Annotated in this window: 19 protein-coding genes; 18 read left to right on the top strand and 1 reads right to left on the bottom strand. The window is 35.8% G+C overall.

Translation table 11 applies throughout. The annotated features are described in order from the left end of the window. The first annotated feature begins 58 nt into the window (after positions 1 to 58). The 3 genes from JF73_RS06905 (at position 59) to JF73_RS06895 (ending at position 4,923) form a co-directional block, all read left to right on the top strand. Positions 59 to 1,660 carry an ATP-binding cassette domain-containing protein gene (locus tag JF73_RS06905; protein ID WP_046327552.1) on the top strand — a complete coding sequence of 534 codons (1,602 nt, stop codon included), beginning with the start codon at positions 59 to 61 and terminating at the stop codon, positions 1,658 to 1,660. Then, positions 1,650 to 3,239, top strand: coding sequence for an ATP-binding cassette domain-containing protein (locus tag JF73_RS06900; RefSeq protein WP_046327551.1), 1,590 nt, complete (start codon positions 1,650 to 1,652; stop codon positions 3,237 to 3,239). The genes JF73_RS06905 and JF73_RS06900 overlap by 11 nt, the downstream gene beginning before the upstream one ends. Before the next feature lie 91 nt (positions 3,240 to 3,330). Further along, positions 3,331 to 4,923, top strand: coding sequence for an ATP-binding cassette domain-containing protein (locus tag JF73_RS06895; protein ID WP_046327550.1), 1,593 nt, complete (start codon positions 3,331 to 3,333; stop codon positions 4,921 to 4,923). Between the two features lie 53 nt (positions 4,924 to 4,976). Here the strand turns inward: JF73_RS06895 and JF73_RS06890 are convergent, their stop codons facing one another. Next, on the bottom strand, positions 4,977 to 6,335 hold the full coding sequence (locus tag JF73_RS06890; protein ID WP_046327549.1) for an HD domain-containing protein: 1,359 nt from the start codon (positions 6,333 to 6,335) through the stop codon (positions 4,977 to 4,979). 199 nt (positions 6,336 to 6,534) lie between these two features. Here JF73_RS06890 and JF73_RS09345 point away from each other — a divergent pair, with 199 nt between their 5' ends. The 15 genes from JF73_RS09345 to JF73_RS09430 all read left to right on the top strand — a co-directional run bounded on the left by JF73_RS09345 (position 6,535) and on the right by JF73_RS09430 (position 23,436). Next, complete coding sequence (locus JF73_RS09345; RefSeq protein ID WP_052727781.1) at positions 6,535 to 7,365, top strand: helix-turn-helix domain-containing protein; 831 nt, start codon at positions 6,535 to 6,537, stop codon at positions 7,363 to 7,365. A gap of 475 nt (positions 7,366 to 7,840) precedes the next feature. Next, positions 7,841 to 8,533 carry an ABC transporter transmembrane domain-containing protein gene (locus JF73_RS09860; RefSeq protein ID WP_257011504.1) on the top strand — a complete coding sequence of 231 codons (693 nt, stop codon included), beginning with the start codon at positions 7,841 to 7,843 and terminating at the stop codon, positions 8,531 to 8,533. Positions 8,534 to 8,713: 180 nt separating this feature from the next. After that, the gene (locus JF73_RS09855; RefSeq protein WP_257011503.1) at positions 8,714 to 9,445 is read left to right on the top strand and encodes an ATP-binding cassette domain-containing protein; all 732 of its coding nucleotides are present in this window, start codon (positions 8,714 to 8,716) and stop codon (positions 9,443 to 9,445) included. 168 nt (positions 9,446 to 9,613) lie between these two features. After that, positions 9,614 to 9,787, top strand: coding sequence for an MFS transporter (locus JF73_RS09645; RefSeq protein ID WP_143435115.1), 174 nt, complete (start codon positions 9,614 to 9,616; stop codon positions 9,785 to 9,787). Positions 9,788 to 9,914: 127 nt separating this feature from the next. Continuing rightward, positions 9,915 to 10,319: a DUF1934 family protein gene (locus tag JF73_RS06875; RefSeq protein ID WP_046327548.1), complete on the top strand. Its 405-nt coding sequence runs from the start codon at positions 9,915 to 9,917 to the stop codon at positions 10,317 to 10,319. A gap of 47 nt (positions 10,320 to 10,366) precedes the next feature. Further along, positions 10,367 to 10,921, top strand: coding sequence for a DNA-directed RNA polymerase subunit delta (gene rpoE / locus JF73_RS06870; protein WP_046327547.1), 555 nt, complete (start codon positions 10,367 to 10,369; stop codon positions 10,919 to 10,921). A 125-nt stretch (positions 10,922 to 11,046) separates the two neighbouring features. After that, positions 11,047 to 12,666 (top strand): CTP synthase, encoded by a 1,620-nt coding sequence (gene pyrG / locus JF73_RS06865; protein ID WP_046327546.1) that lies wholly within the window; start codon positions 11,047 to 11,049, stop codon positions 12,664 to 12,666. A 128-nt stretch (positions 12,667 to 12,794) separates the two neighbouring features. Continuing rightward, positions 12,795 to 14,069, top strand: a complete 1,275-nt coding sequence (gene murA / locus JF73_RS06860) for a UDP-N-acetylglucosamine 1-carboxyvinyltransferase (protein WP_046327545.1) — start codon at positions 12,795 to 12,797, stop codon at positions 14,067 to 14,069. A 152-nt stretch (positions 14,070 to 14,221) separates the two neighbouring features. Then, positions 14,222 to 14,848: a hypothetical protein gene (locus JF73_RS06855; protein WP_046327544.1), complete on the top strand. Its 627-nt coding sequence runs from the start codon at positions 14,222 to 14,224 to the stop codon at positions 14,846 to 14,848. Between the two features lie 269 nt (positions 14,849 to 15,117). After that, a complete protein-coding gene (scrK, locus tag JF73_RS06850; RefSeq protein ID WP_046327543.1) occupies positions 15,118 to 15,990 on the top strand; it encodes a fructokinase ScrK in 873 nt (290 codons plus the stop codon). 221 nt (positions 15,991 to 16,211) lie between these two features. After that, positions 16,212 to 18,251, top strand: coding sequence for a BglG family transcription antiterminator (locus tag JF73_RS06845; RefSeq protein WP_046327542.1), 2,040 nt, complete (start codon positions 16,212 to 16,214; stop codon positions 18,249 to 18,251). Continuing rightward, positions 18,248 to 18,553 carry a PTS sugar transporter subunit IIB gene (locus tag JF73_RS06840; protein WP_046327541.1) on the top strand — a complete coding sequence of 102 codons (306 nt, stop codon included), beginning with the start codon at positions 18,248 to 18,250 and terminating at the stop codon, positions 18,551 to 18,553. The genes JF73_RS06845 and JF73_RS06840 overlap by 4 nt, the downstream gene beginning before the upstream one ends. Next, positions 18,553 to 19,920: a PTS ascorbate transporter subunit IIC gene (ulaA, locus tag JF73_RS06835; RefSeq protein ID WP_046327540.1), complete on the top strand. Its 1,368-nt coding sequence runs from the start codon at positions 18,553 to 18,555 to the stop codon at positions 19,918 to 19,920. The genes JF73_RS06840 and ulaA overlap by 1 nt, the downstream gene beginning before the upstream one ends. A 26-nt stretch (positions 19,921 to 19,946) precedes the next feature. Further along, positions 19,947 to 21,947 carry a transketolase gene (gene tkt / locus JF73_RS06830; protein WP_046327539.1) on the top strand — a complete coding sequence of 667 codons (2,001 nt, stop codon included), beginning with the start codon at positions 19,947 to 19,949 and terminating at the stop codon, positions 21,945 to 21,947. 94 nt (positions 21,948 to 22,041) lie between these two features. Further along, positions 22,042 to 23,436, top strand: coding sequence for an IS3 family transposase (locus JF73_RS09430; RefSeq protein WP_046327538.1), 1,395 nt, complete (start codon positions 22,042 to 22,044; stop codon positions 23,434 to 23,436). Positions 23,437 to 23,457 lie beyond the last annotated feature (21 nt).

The following is a 23,457-nucleotide window of genomic DNA, read 5'->3' as shown; positions in this document are numbered from 1 at the left end:
ATTTAAAATTAAATTAAAGTTTAATAAAATCATAGTAAAAATGAAAGGACGAAAAGCGATGTCACTCAAAGAGCTATTAAAAACTAATATTCCACGAGCAATTTTCATTCTGTTTATCTTTTTTGCCTATGCCGTGGGTGGAACAATCTCGACCTATCTTTTTAAATATGCAATTAATGATTTAACTAAAGGTAATTGGGAAAGATTTGTATTGTGGATGCTTATTGATTTTGCTTTTTCGATATTCACAGTCTTGTCTTTGCCGTTAGGTACTTTTTTGTTCAATAAACAAATTCAGGAATGTGTGCACAGCATTCGTGCCCAAATAATGCAGCGGTATTACAATTCTGGCGATTATAAAGTATCAGAAATGCAAAATGAGTTAGGCAACAATCTCAAGATTTTAACAGATGATTATGCTACACCTTGGATTGAAATTTGGACCAATTTGTTAAGTCTTGTCTTTGCAATTGGCACATTGATAACTCTGCATTGGTCATTAATTTTATTTGTTGCTGTAGCGGCAATTATTGTGCTGATGCTACCTAAAATTATGACCAAAAAGTTATCGAATTCTACAGCTGCAGCAGCTAAGAAAAACGCACAGCTTTTAAATACCATTGAAAATTGGTTTTCTGGATTAGGAGAATTACGCCGTTACAGTGCGGGAGCTCGCTTGGACAGAGCACTTGGTCAAGACAGCCGGAAACTGGCAGCAGCCAATATTTATAGAAGAAAAGTGCAAGGAATTTCTATTAGCATTAATGGCTTAGGCAATGCCATTGGTCAAATAGGTGCAAGCTTATGGAGTGGGCTGTTATTTTTTGCACATGTGATTACTTTAGGTGATTGGTTTATAGCTGGTAGCTTCGCTTCAACAATTTTTAATGGTCTCTGGTCAGTTATTAGTGCAATGACGCAGATGAGATCCACCAAAAAATTGCGTCAGGAAATTGCGCAATTGACAGAACCACTACCTGAAAGAAAAAAAGGTACTGTTGCTTATGGCGTAGAGTGTCACAATTTGACAGTGCAATATCAAAATGGTGAAAGTATTACCTATCCTGATTTTACGATCAACAAAGGTGATAAAGTTTTACTTTCTGGTGATTCTGGTACAGGCAAGTCGACTTTATTCAAAGTTTTACTGGGACAACTTAAACCTGAAACAGGTGAAGTTTATTTCACTGCTAAAGACGGCACCAAAATTTTACCTCAAAACGCTCAGTTAGGTTATGTCGCTCAAGATGCAACTCTTTTTCCTGACACTATTGCTAATAATATTACGATGTTTAATCGTAAATTGACTAGCAAGCTCAAAGAAGTCATTCAAAGAGTTCAGTTAGTGCCAGATTTAGCCAAGTTTCCCAAGCAAATTGATACTGTGGTTGATCTGGATCAGGGCAACCTATCAGGTGGACAAAGACAAAAGGTAGTCTTAGCTCGAGCGGAAGTTCATGATGAGCCGTTTCTGCTACTAGACGAGGCTACTAGTGCAATAGACAGTAATGCCACTAGTGCAATCATTGGTGATTTACTTGATACTGATAAGACGGTTTTAATGATTGCTCATAATTTTAGCCCCGAATTAAAAGAAAAATTTGATTATCAAATTCATTTACAATCAAATAAAAAGAAGGGTAATTCGGATGACAATTAAAGACTTTTATCAACAAAATCCCTTACGTTTTATTATTTTACTTTTAATCAACGTTAGTTTCTATGCACTGTTAATTCTTAGTACGGTATTCAGTATTATTGAAACAACCGCAATTCAACAAGGCAATTTTAAAATGTTTTTAATTGCTATTGTATGTGCTTTTGTCTGTGCAATGTCAGATTATTTACTGCAGGGGCTGTCACAATACATTTTGTCTCAGCAGGAAGAACAATATAATGTTGCAATTAGGGATAAAACCACTAAACATTTTTATGCAGATCAAAAAGACCATGCAGTAGCACAAGTCCAAAACCGCTTAACCCATGACTTGGTTCAAAGTCAGCAAAATTTTCTGTCCCCTCTTTTTAGTTTAATTGGCGGAATAGTCATTATAATTGCGACTGTTGTCTTATTGCTCTCATTACATTGGAGTTTGCTCATAACAATATTAATCATGGTGCTAATCTCTTTAGCTTTACCCAAGCTGCTTGAGAAGCCGTTACAAAAGTCAATGCTTAATATTTCAAAGAGTAATCAAAAGTATCTTGACAAGTTGGAAAAATGGCTGAATGGACTTGCTGAACTACAAAGTTATCTTAGTGGCGCAAAATTATTTAAGGTAACAAGTGCTGCAGCGAAGGAATTAGAAGATGCTAATGTTAAGCAAAATGGAGTCATGCAGTTATTGACTATCATTAATGGCTTGGTATCAACAATTTTCTCATTGATTTTATTTTTACTGGCAGGTTATTTGTTCAAACAACATCTGGTTGTATTCGGCGTCATTACAGGAGTGGGCAATTGCCTAAACTACTTGAAACAAGGAATTCAGTTTATAGTAACCTCTTACGGCAGAATGAAAGGTTCGGGCGCTCTGAGCAAGGAAATTGCCCAAACGGCCGCGCCAGTAACAACAAAAGAAATAAAAGAAGTGGCGACACCTGCTGCAATTACTACACACGATCTCAGTTTGCAATTTCCTAATGGTGAAAGCTTGCTGTTTCCTGACATTGATGTAAAAGCCGGTGAAAAAATTCTTTTAACCGGTGACTCTGGAGCAGGTAAATCAACGTTATTCAAACTCATTTTAGGGCAAATTAAACCTAGTTCGGGACAAATCACTTTTAAAAACAAAAATGGTAATATAGTTAACCCCGACATGAGTAAAATTGGCTATATTCCCCAAGATCCGGTACTTTTTCCAGTAAGCATTGCCGATAACATGACAATGTTTGCCGATAAACTAAAAAGTGCTCTACCTCAGCTGGTAGAGAAGGTGCAACTAGCAGGTGATATTGCTAAATTTGATGAAGGCTTAAACCAAAAAATTAATTTAAATAAATTGAATATTTCAGGTGGTCAAAGACAGAAAATTGTTCTGGTGCGGGCATTAGTTCACCAAAGTGAAATTATTTTAATCGATGAGGGTACTAGTGCTATTGACCAGCAAGCAACAATGCAAATTTTACGGGAAGTTACAGCAACACCAGCCACAGTGATTTTTATTGCTCATAGTTTTAACAAGCAAATGAAACAGCTGTTTGATAGAGAAATTCACCTAGTTAAACAAACAAAATAAAAATGTGACTTGCAACTCAAGTTGTATTTTCACATTAAAAATTTAACCCAGATAATAAAAATAAACTAAAAGAAAGGAGAGACAAACCACTATGACAATCAAAGACTTGTACAGACAAAACCCTTTACGCTTCATGATACTGATTTTGACCACGATTTTGGAATGGGCTTTACCAATTGTAACTACACAATTAGTTATGCTGGAAACTACAGCAATTCAGCAACAAAAATTGCACCAGTTTTTACTTATGACAGTTATTTCCTTTATCGCTTTCCTATTTCAATATTTAATACAAGGACTGAATGCGTTCCTTCTATCAAAACAACAAGAGGAATTTAATTTTCATATCAGAAAAAGATCTGTATCTCACTTTTATGCAGATCAAAAAGAACATTCTGTTGCTCAAATTCAAAATCGGTTGACAAATGACTTGGTTCAAAGTCAGGAAAATTATTTCACGCCATTCTTTACTCTAATTGGTGGTGTCATCAATTTAATATCTGTAGTTGTTCTACTGATCTCATTACACTGGAGTTTACTTTTGACAATTGCTTTAATGGTAGCTATTTCATTAGCTTTACCCAAATTATTAGAAAAGCCATTGCAAAAGTCGATGAATCAAATTTCTGAAAGTAATAGTAAATATCTTGACTGCTTGGAAAAATGGCTGAACGGTCTGGCAGAAATTCAACGCTATTTTGCGGGAGATAAGCTATTTAAAATAACTAGTGCGGCTGGTAAAAATTTAGAAGATGCCAATATTAAGCAAAATGGCGTGATGCAGTTACTGTCTATTATTAACGGATTAGTATCCATTTCTTTTTCTATAATTTTGTTCATACTGGCAGGTTATTTGTTCCAAGCTAAAGTAGTAGCATTTGGTGCAATCACTGGAGTAGGCAATTGTAATTTCTATTTAAGGCAAAGTATTGAACTTATAGTTAGTCGCTATGGTCAAATGAAGGGAACCGAATCTTTAAATAAGGAAATTGCTAAAACGTCTGCACCGATAGAAAAAGTAGAGACCAAAAAGGTAGCAACGCCTGCTGCAATTAGTACGCATGATCTGAGCCTAAAATTTCCTAACGGTGAGAGTTTGCTCTTTCCTGATGTTAATGTGAAACCTGGCGAAAAAATACTATTAACTGGTGATTCTGGAGCAGGTAAATCGACGTTATTCAAACTCATTTTAGGTCAAATTAAACCAAGTTCTGGTCAAGTCATTTTTAAAAATAAAGACGGTGTCGTGGTTACACCCGATATGAGTAAAATTGGTTATATTCCCCAAGATCCAGTTCTCTTTCCCGTCAGCATTGCCGATAACATGACGATGTTTGTCGATAAACTAAAGGGTGCTTTAACAGCTCTGACTGAGAAGGTGCAATTAGCTGGAGACATTGCCAAATTTGATAACGGGTTGGAACAAAAGATTGATCTTAATAATTTGAATATTTCAGGTGGTCAAAGGCAAAAGATTGTTTTGGTACGAGCTTTAGTTCATCAGAGTGAAATTATTTTGATTGATGAAGGCACTAGTGCCATTGACCAAGAAGCAACAATGCAAATTTTGCATGAGGTTATAGCTACCCCTGCTACAGTAATTTTTATCGCTCACAGTTTTAACAAGCAAATGAAACAGCTGTTTGATAAAGAAATTCACTTGGTAAAAAATGTTAAAGCGTAAAATTGTCTTCGAATAAAACAGCAAAAAACTGAATCTAGCGTGATTCAGTTTTTTTACTTTTTGGGTTTTCTAATATAGCGTAGAGTACCATTTTTGACGTAACGTTGAAACTTTTGATACAGGGGATCAAAAATTTGTGGTTCAAGGTTGTTAGACATCATAACTTTGGGGAAGAAAAATCTTTCATCTCCCTGCAATGTCCCGTTAAGTGAACGGACAAGCGGACTTAGTTGTGATAGTTCTATTAATTGACCGTCATTCTGCATGATTTCAATTTGACTGTTAGCATTTTTGCCACTTGGTTTATAAGCGTCATAGGGTTCATCAAATGCAGAGTTGGTATCGGTATAATAATTAGGGTCAAAACCTGCTTGTTTTATTAACGTTTTTAGCTTGGGCAGCAAGCTTTTAGTTTCTTCATCAATGCAAACACTGGCAAGCGGTTGTCTGAAAAGGTAACGTTTACTCAAATCAGCTAAGATAGGATCACTTGATTTAGTCCACATTGAAAAGTTGGTTTCCATCACACCGTCATCCAATTTGAGATAATCGGTAAGATCCCAATTGCCAGCTAAAAATTTTGCTAAGCTAGGTGTGACCGGCAAATTGCTTTGTTGGTAAGCAATTTTTGCTCGTTCAAGTAAATGTTGCAAAATAACTTCCATTGAGCGTCCAACTCTATGAAAGTAGACCTGCTGGTACATTTGGTAACGGGAAACGATGTAGTCCTCAACAGCGTGCATTCCAGCCATAGTGAAGCAAATGCCATCACTATATGGACGAATTTCCTGTAAGATTCTGGACAAGTCAAATTCACCGTAAGTAACACCAGTAAAATAGGCATCACGTTTAAGATAATCCATCCGATCAGCATCAGCTTGGCTCGAAATCATTTTTACTACTTGGGGATTAGGGTACGTTTTTGCAATCACGCTGGCAACTAAGCCAGGAAAGTTGGGCGAAACTTGGCTTAAGACGCGGTTAATATCGGTGCTAGGGTCCATAATAATTTTTTGCCCGATTTTTTCATGATCAGTTCCAAAAAGGTGTTCAAAAGTGTGAGAATAGGGCCCGTGACCAATATCGTGAAGAAGACCAGCACATTCCACTAAAAGCCTGTTATTGTCATCCCAAAGCCCATCACCTGAGCGCCTTGAAGGGTACTTTTTGGCAAAAATATTACAAATGCGGCGGGTTAATTCATAAACACCCAAGTTATGCTCAAAGCGGGTATGAGTAGCACCGGGAAAAACATAGGCAATCGGCCCTAACTGCTTGATACGACGCATGCGCTGAAATTCTTTAGTCTTTAAAATGTCCAGGATAACCTGATCTTCAATGTGAATGTATTCGTGTACTGGATCTCTTAAAACTACTTCTTTAGCTAGTCTATTACTATGAAAGTTTGGCATGTATATCCCCTATAGCTATTTAACAAATCTGTTTAAAATGTTATTAATTACTTAAATTATAGCAAATTTAAGCCTTATAGTTTAACTAGTTTATCTTTTTCGCGTTTTTTATTAAAATTAAATAATAAATTTTGCTAGTTTGAGCAATTGTGAGCATAATTGTAAGTGCATAAATAAACAAAAAGAGATAGGTGAGTTAATGAATTATATAGGTGATAAACTTAAAAATTTGCGCCAACAATTGGGATTAACACAAACAGAAATGGCAGCTGGCGTTATTTCTGTGTCCTTTTACTCTAAAGTGGAGCGGGGTTTGAATGATATTGGTGTAAATGACTTCTTAGAAATTTTAAAAAGTCATAATGTTACACCTAAGGAATTTTTCGAAGACATTATTATTAAAGATAATGACGAGAAAAAATTAAATGGCTTGGTTAACAGATTTATAAAAGTTGCAACAGAAGATAATGATGTCGAGATCAATAAAGTAATCAAGGAACTGGATAAAATCAAAATACAAACACCTTTTATTAAGTTCTCTAAACTTGCTGCCAAATTGATAGCTAATACTCATGACAAAAAAGCTCTCAAAAGATTAACGACCAAACAAAAAAACCAAATTAAGAAAATGATTTTCCAAAAAGATACTGATGAAAATGAATATTATCGTATTGTAATTTTAGCGAATATCATTCGAATATATTCTTTTGAAGAAGCCACTTTTCTAGTTAAAGGGGTAATCAGACGATATGATAGTTCTGAAAAAGTAGAAAGCAAGACTGAAGTAGCTTTAAGTGGTTTAATGATTAACTATATTAATTGGTGTATGGAATTAGGGAAACTTGATTACTGCTATGAACCACTGAATTTTTTAAAAAGATTGCCAGAAAAAATAGATCTGGCTTTTACCAAAATACTAGGGTTATATTTTGGAGACCTTATTAAGCAAAAGAAAAATGAAGCTAAAGAAATTAGAGTTATATTAGATAAAGCTGGATATTCCACATTTGTTAATAAGATAGCTAAATAGGTTTTCAAATATGAAAATATACTTGTAAATAATGCTATTAGTAGTAGCATAAAAGGTGTTAAAGATATTGATATAAAAGGAGATATATTATGGATTTGTTGAGAGATGTAATCGTTGTAATGCCTCAACGTTAATATCAGTTTTATTGTTACTTCAAATTTTTTAAGTAATAGAACTGCTATCGAGTTTGATGCAAAAAAATTAAAAAGTTTATACCTAGTTTATATAACTTATATCTTTGTATTAATTTAATGAATATATGTTATATGATCTTAAAAGAGTAAAAATATTTTTAATATTTTTACTCTTTTTTTGCATCTTCTTTTTTATAATAATTTAGCTAATTTTTACAGCCTAAATTAATTGAAAATGAGATTTTAATTTAGGATTAATCATGATACACTTATTTACAAACAGCTTTTGCTATAGCATGTCAGATAAACTATGAAATAAAAAACTTATAGGTCACATTACTATGAAAAATCTATTTAAATACGTTAAACAAGAACCGGGAAAAGTGACAGTGGTAGTTATTCTACAACTGATTTGTTCTGTTTTTCGGGTGCTTAATTCATTAATTAATGTTTTTATTTTGAATAGCTTGATAAAGCTTGACTTTCAAGGCTTTTTTAAGTACATTTTGCTCAACATTTTACTATTTTTGGTAATGACCATTTTTCTAATTAGTGAGCAGGTTTTAAGTGTAAAAACAGTTCAATTCCTAAGTTTAAGATTACGGCAAGATATTATTTTGCACTTAGAGAACTATTCGGTTTCACGTTTTGAACAACATGATACTGGAGTTTACACCTCATGGCTGACTAATGATATGAATTTAATTGAAGAAAATGGTTTTACCAATTTATTCTCTATGGTGCAAATTTTTGGCGATTCAGTTTTCTCTTTAATTGCATTGCTCAAATTTAATTGGACTTTTTTACCACTAGTGATCATTTTAACCTTTTTTACTTTAGGATTACCGCAACTTGTGCGTAAAAAAGTTGCCAGCAGCAACTTCACTACTAGTAAGGAAAATGAAAAAGTAGTTAATGTAATTAATGATTGTCTGCAAGGCTTTGCCACCTATAATATTTTTACCGCTGAACAGCAGATAGAAAAGCGGATCACTAGCGCCGTTAAAAAGTTAATTGGGGCAAAGGTTCGGTAAGCAAAGTACAGTTCATATAATAGCAGTATAGCTGGCGCCAGCAATGTTATTAGTCAAGTAGCTATTCAGGCTTGGACAGGTTTTCTGATTTTAGAAAAGCAGGTAACTATTGGGGTAATTAATTCATCTACTTCGCTGGCCTTTAATGTTTTTAATTCATTAGCTGTTATTGCACCGATTTTGACTGAGTTGCAGGCACTCAATCCGATTTTTAGCAAATATCAATTAGATGAACCGATTAAAGCTAATATTGAAGGTGATAGAAAAATTGCTACTATCAATATTTCAGCTAAAAATTTACAAATTGCATATCATCCAGATAAACCAGTATTTAAAAAACCACTTAATTTTAAAATAGATGACGGGCAAAAAATTGCGGTGGATGGCGAATCAGGAAGTGGCAAGAGTACTCTTCTAAAAATTTTGGCTGGCCGTTTAACCGATTATACGGGAGAACTTGAATTAGATAATACTGAGTATAAAAATATTGCTAATAGTACCTTACGCGCCAATATAGTTTATATTGATCAAACTGCATATCTTTTTAATGATACAGTGCGCTATAATCTGGAACTAGGTCAACATTTTACTGATGAAGAAATAAAATCTGCACTGGAAAAGGCTGATTTATGGGACTTTGTGAGCTCTTTGCCGCAAAAGTTAGATACCCCAGTTGGCGAAGGTGGTGCTAGTTTATCAGGCGGACAAAAGCAGCGTTTGGCACTAGCTCGTGGGTTACTTAGAAATCGCAAGTTATACTTACTCGATGAATCGACCAGCAGCTTGGACAAAGCAGGCGCAATTAAAGTAGAAAATGACTTTTTAAATCTGCCTAAAATTACTGTTGTATTCGTCAGTCACCAGTTACACGAAGAAAATAAAGATAAATTTGACCAAATCATAACTGTTTAGTTAACTAATAATTACCGTTTTTGGTAAATATAACTTAAATGCGACGCAAACCATTAAAAAATAATTGCTTATTTTAAGCAATTAATGGGAAATGATATTATTAAAAAGAAAACCTTTAGAGGAAAATCATGTTAGAAAAAGAGAATAAGATGAAGGCTTAACAAAATATTGGTAAAAAATTCTCAAAAAGTTACCGCTGCCAATATTGGTGAGCCCGCTTCGTCAATTGTTGCTGGAATAATTCTTGATCATGTTGGTGAAAAATTTATTATTGTTGTTTGTACAAGCCTAATTATAATTGGTGGTATTAATATTTTGCTATCAGTGCCTAAAAAGAACTAATTAGAGTAATTACTGGCATAATAAAATAATTTATTTTATAATGTTGTCTGCTAAAATGATATAAAAATAATGAGCTATTTTAGCTAATCAACCTGATTAGCTTTTTTATTGTAAAGAAATCAAGTATATGACTAAAGTAAAAATCGATTTTACTAGTAGAATTATTCAGGGTAAAGAAAGTGAAACTTTTAAAAAACAAGCTCAAGGTAATTTAACTGACTCAGAGGGAGCTGTCAGAGTTTCATATTTGGAAGACAATCAAATTCCAGTTAAAATTTTAATTAGAGAAAATAATGTAATAATTAGGCGTGGAACTGATAAGAATAATTACTCGCAATTACATTTTATTGTTGGTGAGCGGATGAATTGCCGCTATATTGCGCAAGGTTATCAGATGGACTTACAAAGCACGACAAAATTTATTAAATTTTTCCCTAAAAATGATGGTTCACGTGAACTTCAGATTGAATATGACCTTTATAGTGGTCTATACTTAATAGGTAACTATACCATCACATTGATTTTTACTTGAACGCCTAGTAAAATAAAAAAGACTGTTTAAGAGAGAGGAATACAATTGTGGGATTAAACGACTTTAAAAATAAAAATCGCAATGAATTATCAATGATTGAAGTTGCTCGCGCAATTCTGGAAGACAACAATAAAAGAATGGCTTTCGCTGATATTGTTAATGCCGTGCAAAAATACTTAGGCGTGAGTGATGAAGAAATAAGGGAACGTTTGCCCCAATTTTATACTGATATGAACACTAATGGTGAGTTCATTTCTATGGGTGAAAATGTCTGGGCACTTCGTTCATGGTTTCCTTATGAATCAGTGGATGAAGAAGTTAACCACCCTGAAGATGAGGACGAGGAGGATACTCGTACCCACCATAAGAAAGTTAACGCCTTCTTAGCAACTGCTACTGGTAGCGATGATATTATTGATTATGATAATGATGACCCAGAAGATGAAGATTTAGACGCCACCGCAGATGATGAAACTGATGACTTTGACGATGACGAAGATTATGTCAATACCGATGATGAAGATGATGAAGATTTACCAGACGGCATTGAAGGTCAGTTATCTGAATTAAATGATGACGGCGATGAAGATGAAGACGAATAATTTTCTTGACTTTGAGTCTTAAAATAGATAGTATTTTATTTGGGCACGTTATGTGCGTTTAAGCTCCCGTATGGGAGCTTTTTTTATTTTTGATTATTTCTATTTTTTGCAAAGGAGTTTGGCTAATGACAAAATATATCTTCGTTACTGGCGGTGTCGTTTCTTCACTGGGCAAAGGAATTACCGCTTCTAGCTTAGGTCGACTATTAAAAAACCGCGGATTAAAGGTTACGATGCAAAAGTTTGATCCCTACATTAACATTGACCCCGGAACAATGAATCCTTATCAACATGGTGAGGTATTCGTCACTGATGATGGTACTGAGGCGGACCTTGATCTGGGTCACTATGAAAGAATCGTTGATGTAAGGACAAGTAAATATTCAAACGTCACAACCGGTAAGATTTATAAAGAAGTATTGGAAAAAGAACGCCGGGGCGATTATCACGGTGCGACCGTTCAAGTAATTCCTCATATTACAGACATGATCAAGCAAAAAATTATGCGAGCCGGTTTAACTACTGATTCTGATGTTGTCATTTCAGAAATTGGTGGTACTGTTGGCGATATTGAATCTACTCCTTTCATGGAAGCTATTAGACAAATGCGGCGTGAAGTCGGTGAAGAAAACGTGATGTACATTCACTGTACTTTAGTACCTTATCTCCACGCAGCTCAAGAAATGAAAACTAAGCCAACTCAACATTCAGTAGCTGAATTACGGAGTATCGGAATCCAACCTAATATGCTCGTTTTACGTGCAGAAATGCCGATTGACCAAGAACATAAAGATAAGATTTCGAACTTTACTGATGTACCGGTTGACCGTATTATCGAGTCCATTAACGCTCCATCACTTTTTGATTTGCCACTAGCTTTCCAAAAGCAGGGAATGGATCAAAAAGTTTGTGATTTCTTACATATCAAGAGTCCTAAAGATGAAGCTGATATGGAAGAATGGCAACGACTTGACGAGCGGGTTAAGAATCTTAAGCACACCACTAAGATTACTTTAGTCGGCAAGTACGTTGAACTTGAAGATGCTTATATTTCTGTAACCGACGCGCTCAAACATGCCGGCTATGCTTATAACACCAATGTTGTAATTAACAAGGTGCAAGCAGAAGATGTTACTGAAGATAATATTGCTGACTACATGCAAGGATCCGACGGTTTAATTGTTCCTGGCGGCTTTGGTTCACGTGGCTTTGAAGGAATGATTACCGCGATTAAATATGCCCGTGAAAATGATATTCCATTTTTGGGTGTGTGTTTGGGTATGCAAATGGCTACTATTGAATTTGCCCGTGATGTTTTGGGATATCAAGATGCGAACACAACTGAAGCTGATCCTAAAACTAAGCACAATGTAATTGATATTATGGCTGATAAGCGAGATGAAGAAAATATCGGCGGCACGCTGCGTTTAGGTCTTTATCCTGCAACCTTGAAGAAGGGCACAAAGACAGCTGCTGCTTATGACAATCAGGATGTCATCCAAGAGCGTCACCGTCACCGTTATGAATTTAATAATGAATTTCGTGATGCTTTTGAAAAAGCGGGTATGACTTTTGCCGGTGTTTCACCAGATAATCATTTAGTTGAAATTATTGAATTGACTAAAAATAAATTCTTTATCGCTGCACAATATCACCCAGAATTTTTAAGTAGGCCGCAAAGACCAGAAGGTCTATACAAGGCATTTATTGGCGCTGCTAGCGGTCTTCCTGAAGAAAAGCTTTAATTGGCGTAATTAGATAATACAAAATCAAATTTTTGGACGGGGGAAGGCGAAGGTCTTCTCTTGTTTTTTCTGTTAAATTCCTTTAACATTATTATGACTAAACGAAATAGAAAAGGATTTTTTCGCCAATGAAGCAAATGATTATTCATGGTGGAAAGCCCCTGCAGGGTGATGTCTGGATCGGTGGTGCCAAAAACTCAACCGTTGCACTGATTCCAGCTTCAATTTTGTCGCGAACACCAGTAATTTTGGAAGGCGTTCCCAGAATTGCAGATGTTGACAACTTAATGGATCTGTTAAGTGAAATGGATGTCGTCAGTGACTTTAATAATACGACATTGCGTATCAATCCAGAACACATTAAGATGAGCCCATTGCCAAGTGGTAAAATCAAGAGTTTACGTGCTTCCTATTACTTTATGGGAGCTCTTCTTGGTCGTTTTGGTAAGGCTGTTGTGGGCTTCCCTGGTGGAGATGATATCGGTCCCCGCCCCATTGACCAACATATTAAGGGATTTGAAGCCTTAGGCGCATGTGTAAAAAATGAAGATGATCAAATAAAAATTACGGCTCCGGCTGATGGTTTGCATGGAGCCACAATACATTTAGAAATGCCTTCCGTGGGCGCAACGATGAATATAATAATGGCTTCCGTTACTGCTCAGGGCCAAACTATTATCAACAATGCTGCTAAAGAACCTGAAATAATTGATTTAGCAACTTTTTTGAATAATATGGGAGCTGTTATCAGAGGTGCTGGAACGGATTCCATTAGAATTGAGGGCGTCAAGCGGCTTGAAGCCAAGACACCTCATACAATTATCCCTGACCGGATTGAAGCCGGCACTTATATTTCGTTAGCTGGCTGTATTGGAAATGGTATTCGCATTCATAACATTATTGAGGAGCACTTGGACTCATATTTAGCCAAAGTTGAAGAAATGGGTCTAGTGATAGATGCTACTGAAGATTCTTTATTTGTCTATCCTGCTGGTGACTTGAAGATGACGCAGATTAGAACGGGTTCTTATCCCGCATTTGCGACTGATTTACAGCAGCCGGTTACACCTCTTTTACTATCTGCTAAAAGCGGTGAAGGCGTGATTATTGACCAAATATATCCTAAAAGGATTGGCCATATCAAGCAATTATGCAAAATGGGTGCAGACATCAAAGTTGAAGACAGCATTATTTTAATTCATCCTACTGCTAAACTTCACGGTGCTACAGTTTCTGCAGGAGAAATTCGCGCAGGAGCTTGCCTTATGATTGCCGGATTAATGGCAGAGGGCAAAACGGTAATTAATAATGCTGGCAATATCTTACGGGGTTACGACCGAGTACAAGAAAAATTGCGTTTGCTAGGTGCTGATGTAAAAATTCAGGATGTACCTAATAAATAATTTAATAGTAACTGATAAGTAGGCTAATCTTAATGATTAGTCTATTTGTTTATATTTTTAAATTATAAAAAACACTTTATTATTTCTTTTGTAATAAGAACGTAATATAATTACATTATTATTACTAAAAGATGAAATAATGAGGTATAAAAATGAAAAAGGACTTTCATAAATTTTCTAAAACTGTCATAGCTGCGGTTTTGCTAAGCGTTCCTGTCGGAACAGTTTTTTCTGTAAACAATGTTGGAGCAAAAGCTGTTACAAGCGCAGAAACACTCTTTCACTATTCAAAAAAGACTTTGTCCAAAAAGTTTGCTAAGGCCGGTTATGTTTTTAAACTAACTGATGCCACAAAGGGTGCCTTATATAAGGCTACTGGTAAACCCTATAGTACTAAAGTCATTAAAAAGATTGTCAAGAACAATACACTTTTTAAAGTTAAAAAAGTTAGGCCAATTCATAATGGCATGTTTGTTGATTTAGTTTCAAAAGATGGTAAATATAAGGGTTCTACTACATATCTAACTGGTATATATAACAAAAATACAGAAGATGAAAAGCTGAAACCTTTGGTGCAGGCAGAGCTGGATGTTACGACGGCTAGAGATAATAATAAGCCAACTGCAGAACTATTAGCTAAAGCTGAAACATTAGCTAATGAATTGACAGGACACGAAAAGAAAATCGCACGGACATCTATCAAAGAACTAAAAGAATTTGTTAAGTATGGGACTATGGGAGAAATACCAGTGCTATTAATTGGAAAGTATCCTGATTAATTAAAGGAATAGATCAAGTATAGAATTATGTGGTAATACCGCTACTACTGATTGAAAATTGTTCAAAGACTTAATATAGATAAGATAAATAACATTATTTAAATAAATTATAAAGCCTGAAGTATGATTGCTTCGGGCTTTTTTAATAAGTAACTGTTTTATATGGCTTGCAAGAGAGAACACTCTTTATTTGAAAAAATTTTTTAGATTCTGATTCAGAGTTATAATAAAAAAGTAATTGAAACGAAAGGTCAATTAAGGAGTTATAAATGTTATTAGGATCAATTGAAGCTGGCGGTACCAAGTTTGTTTGTGCTATTGGTAATGAAAATTATCAAATAAAGGATCAAACCACTTTTCCCACGACAACGCCGGCAGAAACGTTGCAAAAAACCGTAGATTATTTTAAGCAATTTGCTGTCGATGCAATTGGTATTGCATCTTTTGGACCAATTGAAGTCAGAAAAACAGCACCTAATTATGGTTATATAACTGATACTCCCAAAAAAGGTTGGGCTAATACAGACTTTGTAGGGCGATTGACTAAGACAATTAAAGTTCCGGTTTTCTTTACTACCGATGTTAACGGCTCTGCTTATGGTGAGTACGTCATGGCGCAACTTGCAAATGAAGACGTGGATTCTCTGGTTTATTACACCATTGGTACCGGTGTAGGCGGCGGAGCAATTATTAATGGTAAATTAGTGGGTTCTTTAGGTCACCCTGAAATGGGTCATGTCAAAGTTAAACGTCATCCGGATGATATGAATTTTGCTGGCGTTTGTCCTTTTCATCAGGATTGTTTAGAGGGTCTGGTTTCAGGTCCAACGTTTGAGGCACGCCTTAACAAGCCAGGCAAGGAAGTACCGTTATCAAATCCAGTATGGGATGTCATGAGTTATTATGTGGCACAAGCTGCTTTGCAAGCCACGTTAATTTTGCGCCCAGACAAAATTGTTTTCGGTGGCGGAGTTACTAGTGAACAATTCTTAGAAAAAGTGCGGCGTGACTTTAAGGTCTTGCTAAATGACTATGTCCATGTTCCTTCATTAGAACAATACATCACAATGCCCGAAATAATTAATAATGGTTCAGCAACAGTCGGTGACTTTGCTTTAGCAAAAAGATTGTTAAGAGAGTAAATATTTTTTCGTAAAGCGCTAAAAAACGGCACTTTAGCAGTTTAACGTGCATATTTTAGAATTGATTTTGCATAAACAGAAAGTAATAAGATAATTAATAATTGCATGAAGATAAAAATCTTCATGCTTTTTTTGTTAGTTCAGTTTTTGTACTGAACTTTGTTAACTTTTTTCTTGGAAGCGATTTATTCATAATAAAAAATAACAAGGAGGCATTGCAGATGCAGGTACAGTTTAACCAGAGTCAACTTAAAATTATAGATCTCCTTGTAAAAGTTAAATATTTCATGACGGTTGGTGACATGTCTGAAAAAGTTAAAGTATCAGAAAGGAGTGTTTATAAAAATCTAAGTTCACTCAATAAGAAATTAAAGACATTAGACATTGAAGGAACACGCAATGTCTATGGTCAAGGCTATTATTTGAGCGAAAAAAGCAAACAACAGATACAGAAGTACTTAGCCACTGAAAGTTCAAGTAAATACAGTTCTTTAGAAAGGCAGTACATAGTTTTTATTAATTTACTGATTGACAGTAGATTCAGTGTTCAAAAAATTGCGCAGGGATGTGGTGTCAGTAAACAAACAATTTTAAAAGATATTCAAAGTCTTAAACAAAAAATGAAAAGTTTTGAAATAACGATAGTTTCGAACTATCGGGGACATTTTCTGCAGGGACAAGAAATAAAAATTAGGCAGTTCCTTTTTTCATGGCTTTATTCTGATCATGAATTAGCAGGTATTTACGAAACGCGGGAAATAAAAGAGTTAAAGGTATTAATCAGTCAATGGTTGAGCTCATTTGAAAATTCTAACAACATCATTTATTCTGATGAATTCATTTATGTTTTCGCTAATTTTTATGCACTGATTTTAAAAAGAATTTTTAATAATAATGCTGTACTTAAAGGCAAGAAGTATCCGATTAGTGCAAAATTGCAGGAAACACCCGAATATAAATTTTCTTCCTCATTTTTATCCATCCTTTTAGGAGATAGATACAGTGAGTTTGAGAATAATTATTTGACTTCTGTTCTTTTAGGAGGTCAAAAACGCAAACTTCCTAAAGACAGTATTAACACAGAAATAAGTAAGATTGTTTATGTCATTATTAATAGTTTCAAGAATTTAGCAGATTGTGCTTTTAAAGATGAAAATAAATTGCATCAAGATTTGGTTGTCCATTTGGCAACTACTTTCTTCCGTGTTAAATACCGGCAGCAATATCAAAATAATGACTTTGATTCAATCAAAGAAAATTATCCAGATATATATATTTATACCAAAATGAGTATTCACCCTTTTGAACGATTTATTGGTGCCAGTTTAAACGACTACGAAGTTGGTTTAATTTCAATTTATTTTGCATCAGAAATTTCACGTAAGAATGAAAATGATCCAAAAGTACTTTTAGTGAGTTCAGGTAGCAATGGCTCTGCCGGGTTTCTCATGACCCAGATGGTAGAACAGTACCCTAATGTCAATTTTAGTTTACCAATAGCTCCTTCCGAATTAACAAATAGACCAATTGAAGAAAGGGCGATTATTACTAATATTTCTTTGACTGACACAAAATTGCCGTGGTTAAAGGTCAATTCAGTCTTAACCAGTAAAGATTTTGAAAATATTGACAATTTTTTCCAGCTTAACGGTATTACTAATTCAGAAAACCTCCAGACTGAATTTAAAGCAATCATGGAAACTATCTATGACAATACGAACGTTATTCATGGTAAGGCTTTGGAAAAAGGAATTAAGCAGATATTGGTAGATAAAAAGAAACATGAGAAAAAGAAAAAAAGGACTGGACCATTGCTAAGTGAAGTATTAACAGAAGACAAAATTAAATTTAGTCATGACAAAACCCTAAATTGGGAACAGGCAATTGAATTATGTTCCCAGCCATTATTAACAGCAGGTAACATTACAAAATCCTATGTGACTGCGATGATTAACAACGTTAAAGATAACGGACCATATATTAATATTGGTACTGAAATTGCCTTGGCACACGCAAGACCAAGTCAAGGTGTTAACAGATTAGGAATGTCTTTGTTGTTATTGGATCATGACATTGATTTGGTAGATAAAGAACACAAAATTAAATTGATTATTGTGCTTGCAGCCCAAGACTCAACTTCACATTTAAGGGCTCTTTCTGAGTTGGCCAAAATTTTAGGTAACAAAGAAGATGTAAGCAAGATAATGAATGCTAAAAATGCAAGTGAAATAGAAGAATTGATTAAGAAAGGCGAAAAATGAAATTAGGAGCATGTTGTAGTACAGGAGTTGGGTCATCTTTCATGGTAGACATGAATATGCAAGATGTACTTAAAGAAATAGGAAAGTCGGATGTAGAAACTACTCACATTGATCTTTCTGGACTTAATCCGAGCGTGGCTGATCATTTTTTTGTAGGACGCGATATGTATGATGCTGTAGCGAACGTTGTGGGTAAAGATAATGTGACAGAGTTAAACAGCATCATTGATAAAGAAGAATTAAAGGAAAAAATTCAAGCTTATTTGAATAGTGTTGATCAGAAAAGTGAAGGTGATAACTAATGAATGAAATTTTAAACTTCTTCTTAAGTATTGCTAGAACTCCCTCAATTTTAGTTGGACTGGTAGCAGTTTTAGGTTTACTTCTGCAGAAAAAAGATTCAACAGAAGTAATTTCAGGTGGTTTGAAAACTTTTGTCGGCTTTTTAGTCTTAACTGGTGGTTCGGGAGTAATTACAGATGCCTTAACACCGTTTGGCAAAATGTTTATGCAGGCTTTCCACGTTCAAGGCGTTGTCCCTAACAATGAAGCTTTTACTGCCACTGCATTAACAAAATACGGTAGTGCTACTGCGATGATCTTGTTGATTGCGATGATAGTCAATGTTATTTTAGCCAGAATATCGCACTTTAAATATATTTATCTTTCGGGGCATGTCATGATTAACATGTCATGTATGTTGGCGGTTCTGCTTGCAGTTGCAGGTTTTACAGAAATACCTTCAATTATAGTTGGTGGTACTTTTTTAGGTCTGTTTGACACGATTATGCCGGCTTTAATTCAGCCCTTTGTTAAAAAGGTGACTAAAAGTGATGAAATTGCGATTGCGCATACGGGTGACTTTGGGTATTTAATTGCCGGTTTAGTCGCAAAGGTTGTAGGTGATCCATCCAAATCAACAGAAGACTTGCACGTTTCTAAGAAAGTATCATTTTTAAGAGATAACACGATTGCCGTTACAATCACGATGGCAGTGGCATATCTGATTATTGCGTTGTTTGCAGGTCCCGTTTATGTTGAAAAATTGAGCGGTGGAATCAATTATATAATTTATGCCTTAATTGAATCTGGTTCATTTTCTGCCGGTGTTTACATTATGTTAGCCGGAGTAAGAATGATCTTAAACGAATTAATTCCTGCCTTTAAGGGTATTTCAACTAAATTAGTTCCTAATGCTAAAGCCGGTTTGGATATCCCGATCCTGTTTACATTCGCACCTAATGCCGTAATTATTGGCTTCTTTTCTAGTTTTGTAGGCGGCTTGGTTGCCACATTACTAATGGTTTTATGCCACACGACTATCGTTATTCCCGGCGTTGTGGCTCACTTCATGTGTGGTGGTGCTGCCGGCGTTATTGGAAATACAGTTGGTGGTCGTCGTGGTTGTATCATTGGTTCATTTATTCATGGATTACTAATTTCTTTTGTACCAATTATTTTAATCCCAGTGTTAGGCCACTTGGGCTTAGGCACAGCTAGTTATGCAGACGCTGATTTTGGTATTGTCGGCTCCTATGTAGGCTATAGTGGTTTACTTGGCGGTCGTTCATTAATCATTGCTGCATTGGTAGCTGCTTTGGTAATTTTCTTTATCGTATCAATTATTTTAGATAAAAAGCAAAAGAACGCAGTTAAATCAGCTAAATAAAATTTATAAAAATTAAGGAGTCAAAAATGAAATATACAAAAAAAGATAACTTAGCAGTTAATGCTATTAGGGCCCTAAGTATTGATGAAATCCACAAAGCCAACTCAGGACATAGTGGTATTACTTTAAGTGCTGCTCCGTTAATTTATACTATCTATCAAAATATGAAGTTTGACGTGACTGATCCGCACTGGTTCAATCGTGACCGTTTTGTACTTTCAGGTGGTCACGGTTCAGCAATGTTATATGCTACTTTACATTTACTTGGTTTTGATATTTCAATCGCAGATTTAAAAAAATTTAGAACTTTAGGTAGTAAAACTCCTGGTCACCCGGAAATTACTACACCGGGAGTTGATGTTGCTACTGGCCCATTAGGACAAGGCTTCGGTATGGCAGTCGGTATGGCTATGGCAGAAAAACACATCAGTTCGCTATACAACAAGCCTAATTACCAAATAATTGATAATGAGGTGTATGTGATTGTTGGTGACGGGGACTTAATGGAAGGTATCAGCCATGAAACTGCCAGTTTAGCTGGACACCTGCAACTGAATAATTTAATTGTGTTATACGATTCAAACCGCAATACTATGGATGCCAGCATGACGCAAGAATGTGATGATAATGTTGCGCAAAGATTTGAAGCGTATGGCTGGAATTACCTTAAAGTTGCTGACGGCAATAATCTAAATGATATTGATGCGGCAATTAAAGTTGCTCAAGATGAAAAGAAAAGACCGACCTTAATTGAAGTAAACACTGTTTTAGGCTATGCGTCCCCACTCGCAGACAGCCACTTAGCTCACGGTGCGGTTTTGGATGCAGAACAAGTTACTGCTACTAAAAAACAATTGGGCTATGAATATGGTCCATTTGAGGTTCCTCAAGAAGCTTATGCCGCTTTTGAGAACGTTAAAGCAGAAGGTCAAAAAGCTCATCAAAAATGGTCAGAACTCTTGCAAAACTACATTGAAGCTAATCCAGAACTTGGCGGTCAATTAATTAAGAATATTAACAATAATGTCAAACTTAATTTTGACGAAAATAAATTAGAAATACCAGATACTCTTTCAACAAGAGATTCTATTCATCAAGTTTTACAGCAAACTAGCAAGTCAGAATTAAATCTTTGGGGTGGTTCTGCAGATTTAGGTAGTTCTGACAAAACCTACTTTGATGATGATGAAGGTTTTCAACCAAATTCATACGATAAAAACAACTTATACTTTGGTATTCGCGAGTTTGCTGAAGGTGCAGCAATTAACGGCATTACTTTATACGGTGGTTCCAGAGTATTTGCCAACACATTCTTTATCTTTTCAGACTATATGAAAAATGCGATCAGAATGTCTGCCCTAATGCAAATACCGTCAATCTTCATTTTTGGTCATGATTCCATTTCTTTAGGACCCGATGGTCCTACCCATCAACCGATTGAACAATTAGCAGGAATAAGGGCAATCCCTAACTTAATAGTATTTCGTCCGGCTGATTACTTGGAAACAATTTATTCTTGGCAATACGCGATTAATCAAAAAGACCACCCAGTAGCATTTATATTGGGTCGTCAGAATTTACCAACTCTCTTGAATTATCAAGACAGTGTTAAAACTGGCGTTTCAAAAGGCGGTTATATCCTAGCGGAAGCAGAAAATGGTGCACCAGAAGGAATTTTACTGGCTACCGGTTCAGAAGTAAGTTTAGCTTTAGCAGCGCAAAAAGAATTGGCACAAAGTGGCAAAAATGTCCGCGTGGTTTCAATGCCAAGTTTTGAACTATTTTTAAAGCAGGACCCAGAATACCAAGAAAAAGTTCTACCTAAATCAATTAAGCACCGTGTATCAATTGAAATGGCATCTACTTATGGCTGGGGACAATTTGTAGGTTTAGATGGAGCAGCTATCGGCATTAATCACTTTGGTGAAAGTGGTGATGGTGATGAACTGATAAAGAAATCTGGGTTCACGGTTAATAATATTGTCAAGACGTACCTAGATATTTGTAAGTATCACAGTAAGCTGTAATGCTTTGTTTAAATATGATTTAAGTGAATAATAAAAAAGTGTTGGGAGAAATGAAGTGACCCCCAAATTTAGGACAAATTTGGGGGTCATTTTTATGTCTAAATTATCTAAACAAGATAAAGTTGAAATCTATCATCTTTGGCACGATTATCAAATCAGCCCTGCTGAGCTAAGTCAGCGTTATCAGGTTGGCAAGACTAATATTAATTACTTGTTAGCTTTAATTGGCCGTCACGGTCTAGCTATTTTAGACCAGCCTTTCACTGCTTATACAAGTAATTTTAAGGAGCAGGCCCTTAGGCGAATCATAGTTGAACATGAGCCTGCTCGTCGAGTATCTATTGACTTGGGCTTAAAAAGTAGTGGCATGTTGTACAACTGGCTGCACGAATATCGTAAAAATGGGTATAATATCGTTAACAAGCAGAGAGGACGACCGCCCCATGACCAAAAGAGAACAGCTGATCAAACAGGAAAATCATCGGCTCAAGCAAGAGAACGAACGCTTACGCCAGCAGAACATAAAGCTGAAAATCGAGAACGAATTCGTAAAAAAATTGAGCGCCTTAGTCGACCAGCGGACCAAGAACCGCAAGCCGCGGAAATAGCCCAGGCAGTTACCCAACTAAGGCGCGAGCTTAAAGTCAGCGTAACTTTTATTCTTGATGCCATTAATGCCAATCCCAATCTGCCCGATCTATCCCGTAGTAATTACTACTACACTTTAAAGAAGAAGGACAAAGAGCGAGATAATCGAGAAATAATGGCTGAAATCAAAGCTATCTATGAAGAACACAAGCACCGCTATGGCTATCGCCGCATTACTGCAGAGCTTAGGCGTCGCGGTTTATTAGTCAATCATAAAAAGGTGCAGCGCCTAATGAACAAGCTGAAGCTGTTCGGCATAGTCAGTAAACGCTGGCACAAATACAGCAGCTATCGCGGCACTCAGGGTCCGATTAAGCCTGACCTGATTAAACGCAGCTTCAGTGCGGTTTATCCCAATCACAAATGGTATTCAGATATAACTGAATTTAAGCTCAAAGGGCAAAAGACCTATTTATCACCGATCATTGATGGCTGCACCCAAGAGATTGTTTCCTATACCATTTCCCGCAGTCCTAATCTTGAGCAGACCATGGATATGTTAAGAAAGGCCTGGGACAAGCATCCAGCACTGAATGGCTTGATCTTCCACACCGATCAAGGCTGGCAATACCAAAATGGTCAGTTTCAAGCGTGGCTGAAAAATCATGGCATTAGCCAATCAATGTCACGCAAGGGCAATTCGCTTGATGATGGGTTAATGGAAGGCTTCTTCGGGATACTCAAGCGAGAAATGTTTTATGGCTTTGAAAAACAGTTTAAAAATCTCACAGAACTGGAAGACGCAATCAGAGACTACATTGAGTATTACAATCAGAAAAGAATCAAAATCAAACTAAAAGGACTAACTCCGCTTGAATATCGGAAGCTAGTCCTCGGTTAGCAGCTAATAAAGTGTCCTAAT

This window comes from Lactobacillus helsingborgensis, from assembly GCF_000970855.1.
Classification (GTDB): domain Bacteria; phylum Bacillota; class Bacilli; order Lactobacillales; family Lactobacillaceae; genus Lactobacillus; species Lactobacillus helsingborgensis.
Note: the sequence above shows the minus strand (reverse complement) of the source record. Positions and strands in the feature narration are given on the sequence as shown.

Excerpts from the sequence above, each read along its gene's own strand:
- scrK (WP_046327543.1), top strand. The coding sequence starts at position 15,118 with ATGTTATTAGGATCAATTGAAGCTGGCGGTACCAAGTTTGTTTGTGCT.
- JF73_RS06840 (WP_046327541.1), top strand. The coding sequence starts at position 18,248 with ATGAAATTAGGAGCATGTTGTAGTACAGGAGTTGGGTCATCTTTCATG.
- JF73_RS06890 (WP_046327549.1), bottom strand. The coding sequence starts at position 6,335 with ATGCCAAACTTTCATAGTAATAGACTAGCTAAAGAAGTAGTTTTAAGA.
- JF73_RS09430 (WP_046327538.1), top strand. The coding sequence starts at position 22,042 with ATGTCTAAATTATCTAAACAAGATAAAGTTGAAATCTATCATCTTTGG.
- JF73_RS09860 (WP_257011504.1), top strand. The coding sequence starts at position 7,841 with ATGAAAAATCTATTTAAATACGTTAAACAAGAACCGGGAAAAGTGACA.
- JF73_RS06895 (WP_046327550.1), top strand. The coding sequence starts at position 3,331 with ATGACAATCAAAGACTTGTACAGACAAAACCCTTTACGCTTCATGATA.
- pyrG (WP_046327546.1), top strand. The coding sequence starts at position 11,047 with ATGACAAAATATATCTTCGTTACTGGCGGTGTCGTTTCTTCACTGGGC.
- JF73_RS06845 (WP_046327542.1), top strand. The coding sequence starts at position 16,212 with ATGCAGGTACAGTTTAACCAGAGTCAACTTAAAATTATAGATCTCCTT.
- JF73_RS06855 (WP_046327544.1), top strand. The coding sequence starts at position 14,222 with ATGAAAAAGGACTTTCATAAATTTTCTAAAACTGTCATAGCTGCGGTT.
- JF73_RS06900 (WP_046327551.1), top strand. The coding sequence starts at position 1,650 with ATGACAATTAAAGACTTTTATCAACAAAATCCCTTACGTTTTATTATT.
- JF73_RS06875 (WP_046327548.1), top strand. The coding sequence starts at position 9,915 with ATGACTAAAGTAAAAATCGATTTTACTAGTAGAATTATTCAGGGTAAA.
- JF73_RS06905 (WP_046327552.1), top strand. The coding sequence starts at position 59 with ATGTCACTCAAAGAGCTATTAAAAACTAATATTCCACGAGCAATTTTC.
- murA (WP_046327545.1), top strand. The coding sequence starts at position 12,795 with ATGAAGCAAATGATTATTCATGGTGGAAAGCCCCTGCAGGGTGATGTC.
- tkt (WP_046327539.1), top strand. The coding sequence starts at position 19,947 with ATGAAATATACAAAAAAAGATAACTTAGCAGTTAATGCTATTAGGGCC.
- JF73_RS09345 (WP_052727781.1), top strand. The coding sequence starts at position 6,535 with ATGAATTATATAGGTGATAAACTTAAAAATTTGCGCCAACAATTGGGA.
- ulaA (WP_046327540.1), top strand. The coding sequence starts at position 18,553 with ATGAATGAAATTTTAAACTTCTTCTTAAGTATTGCTAGAACTCCCTCA.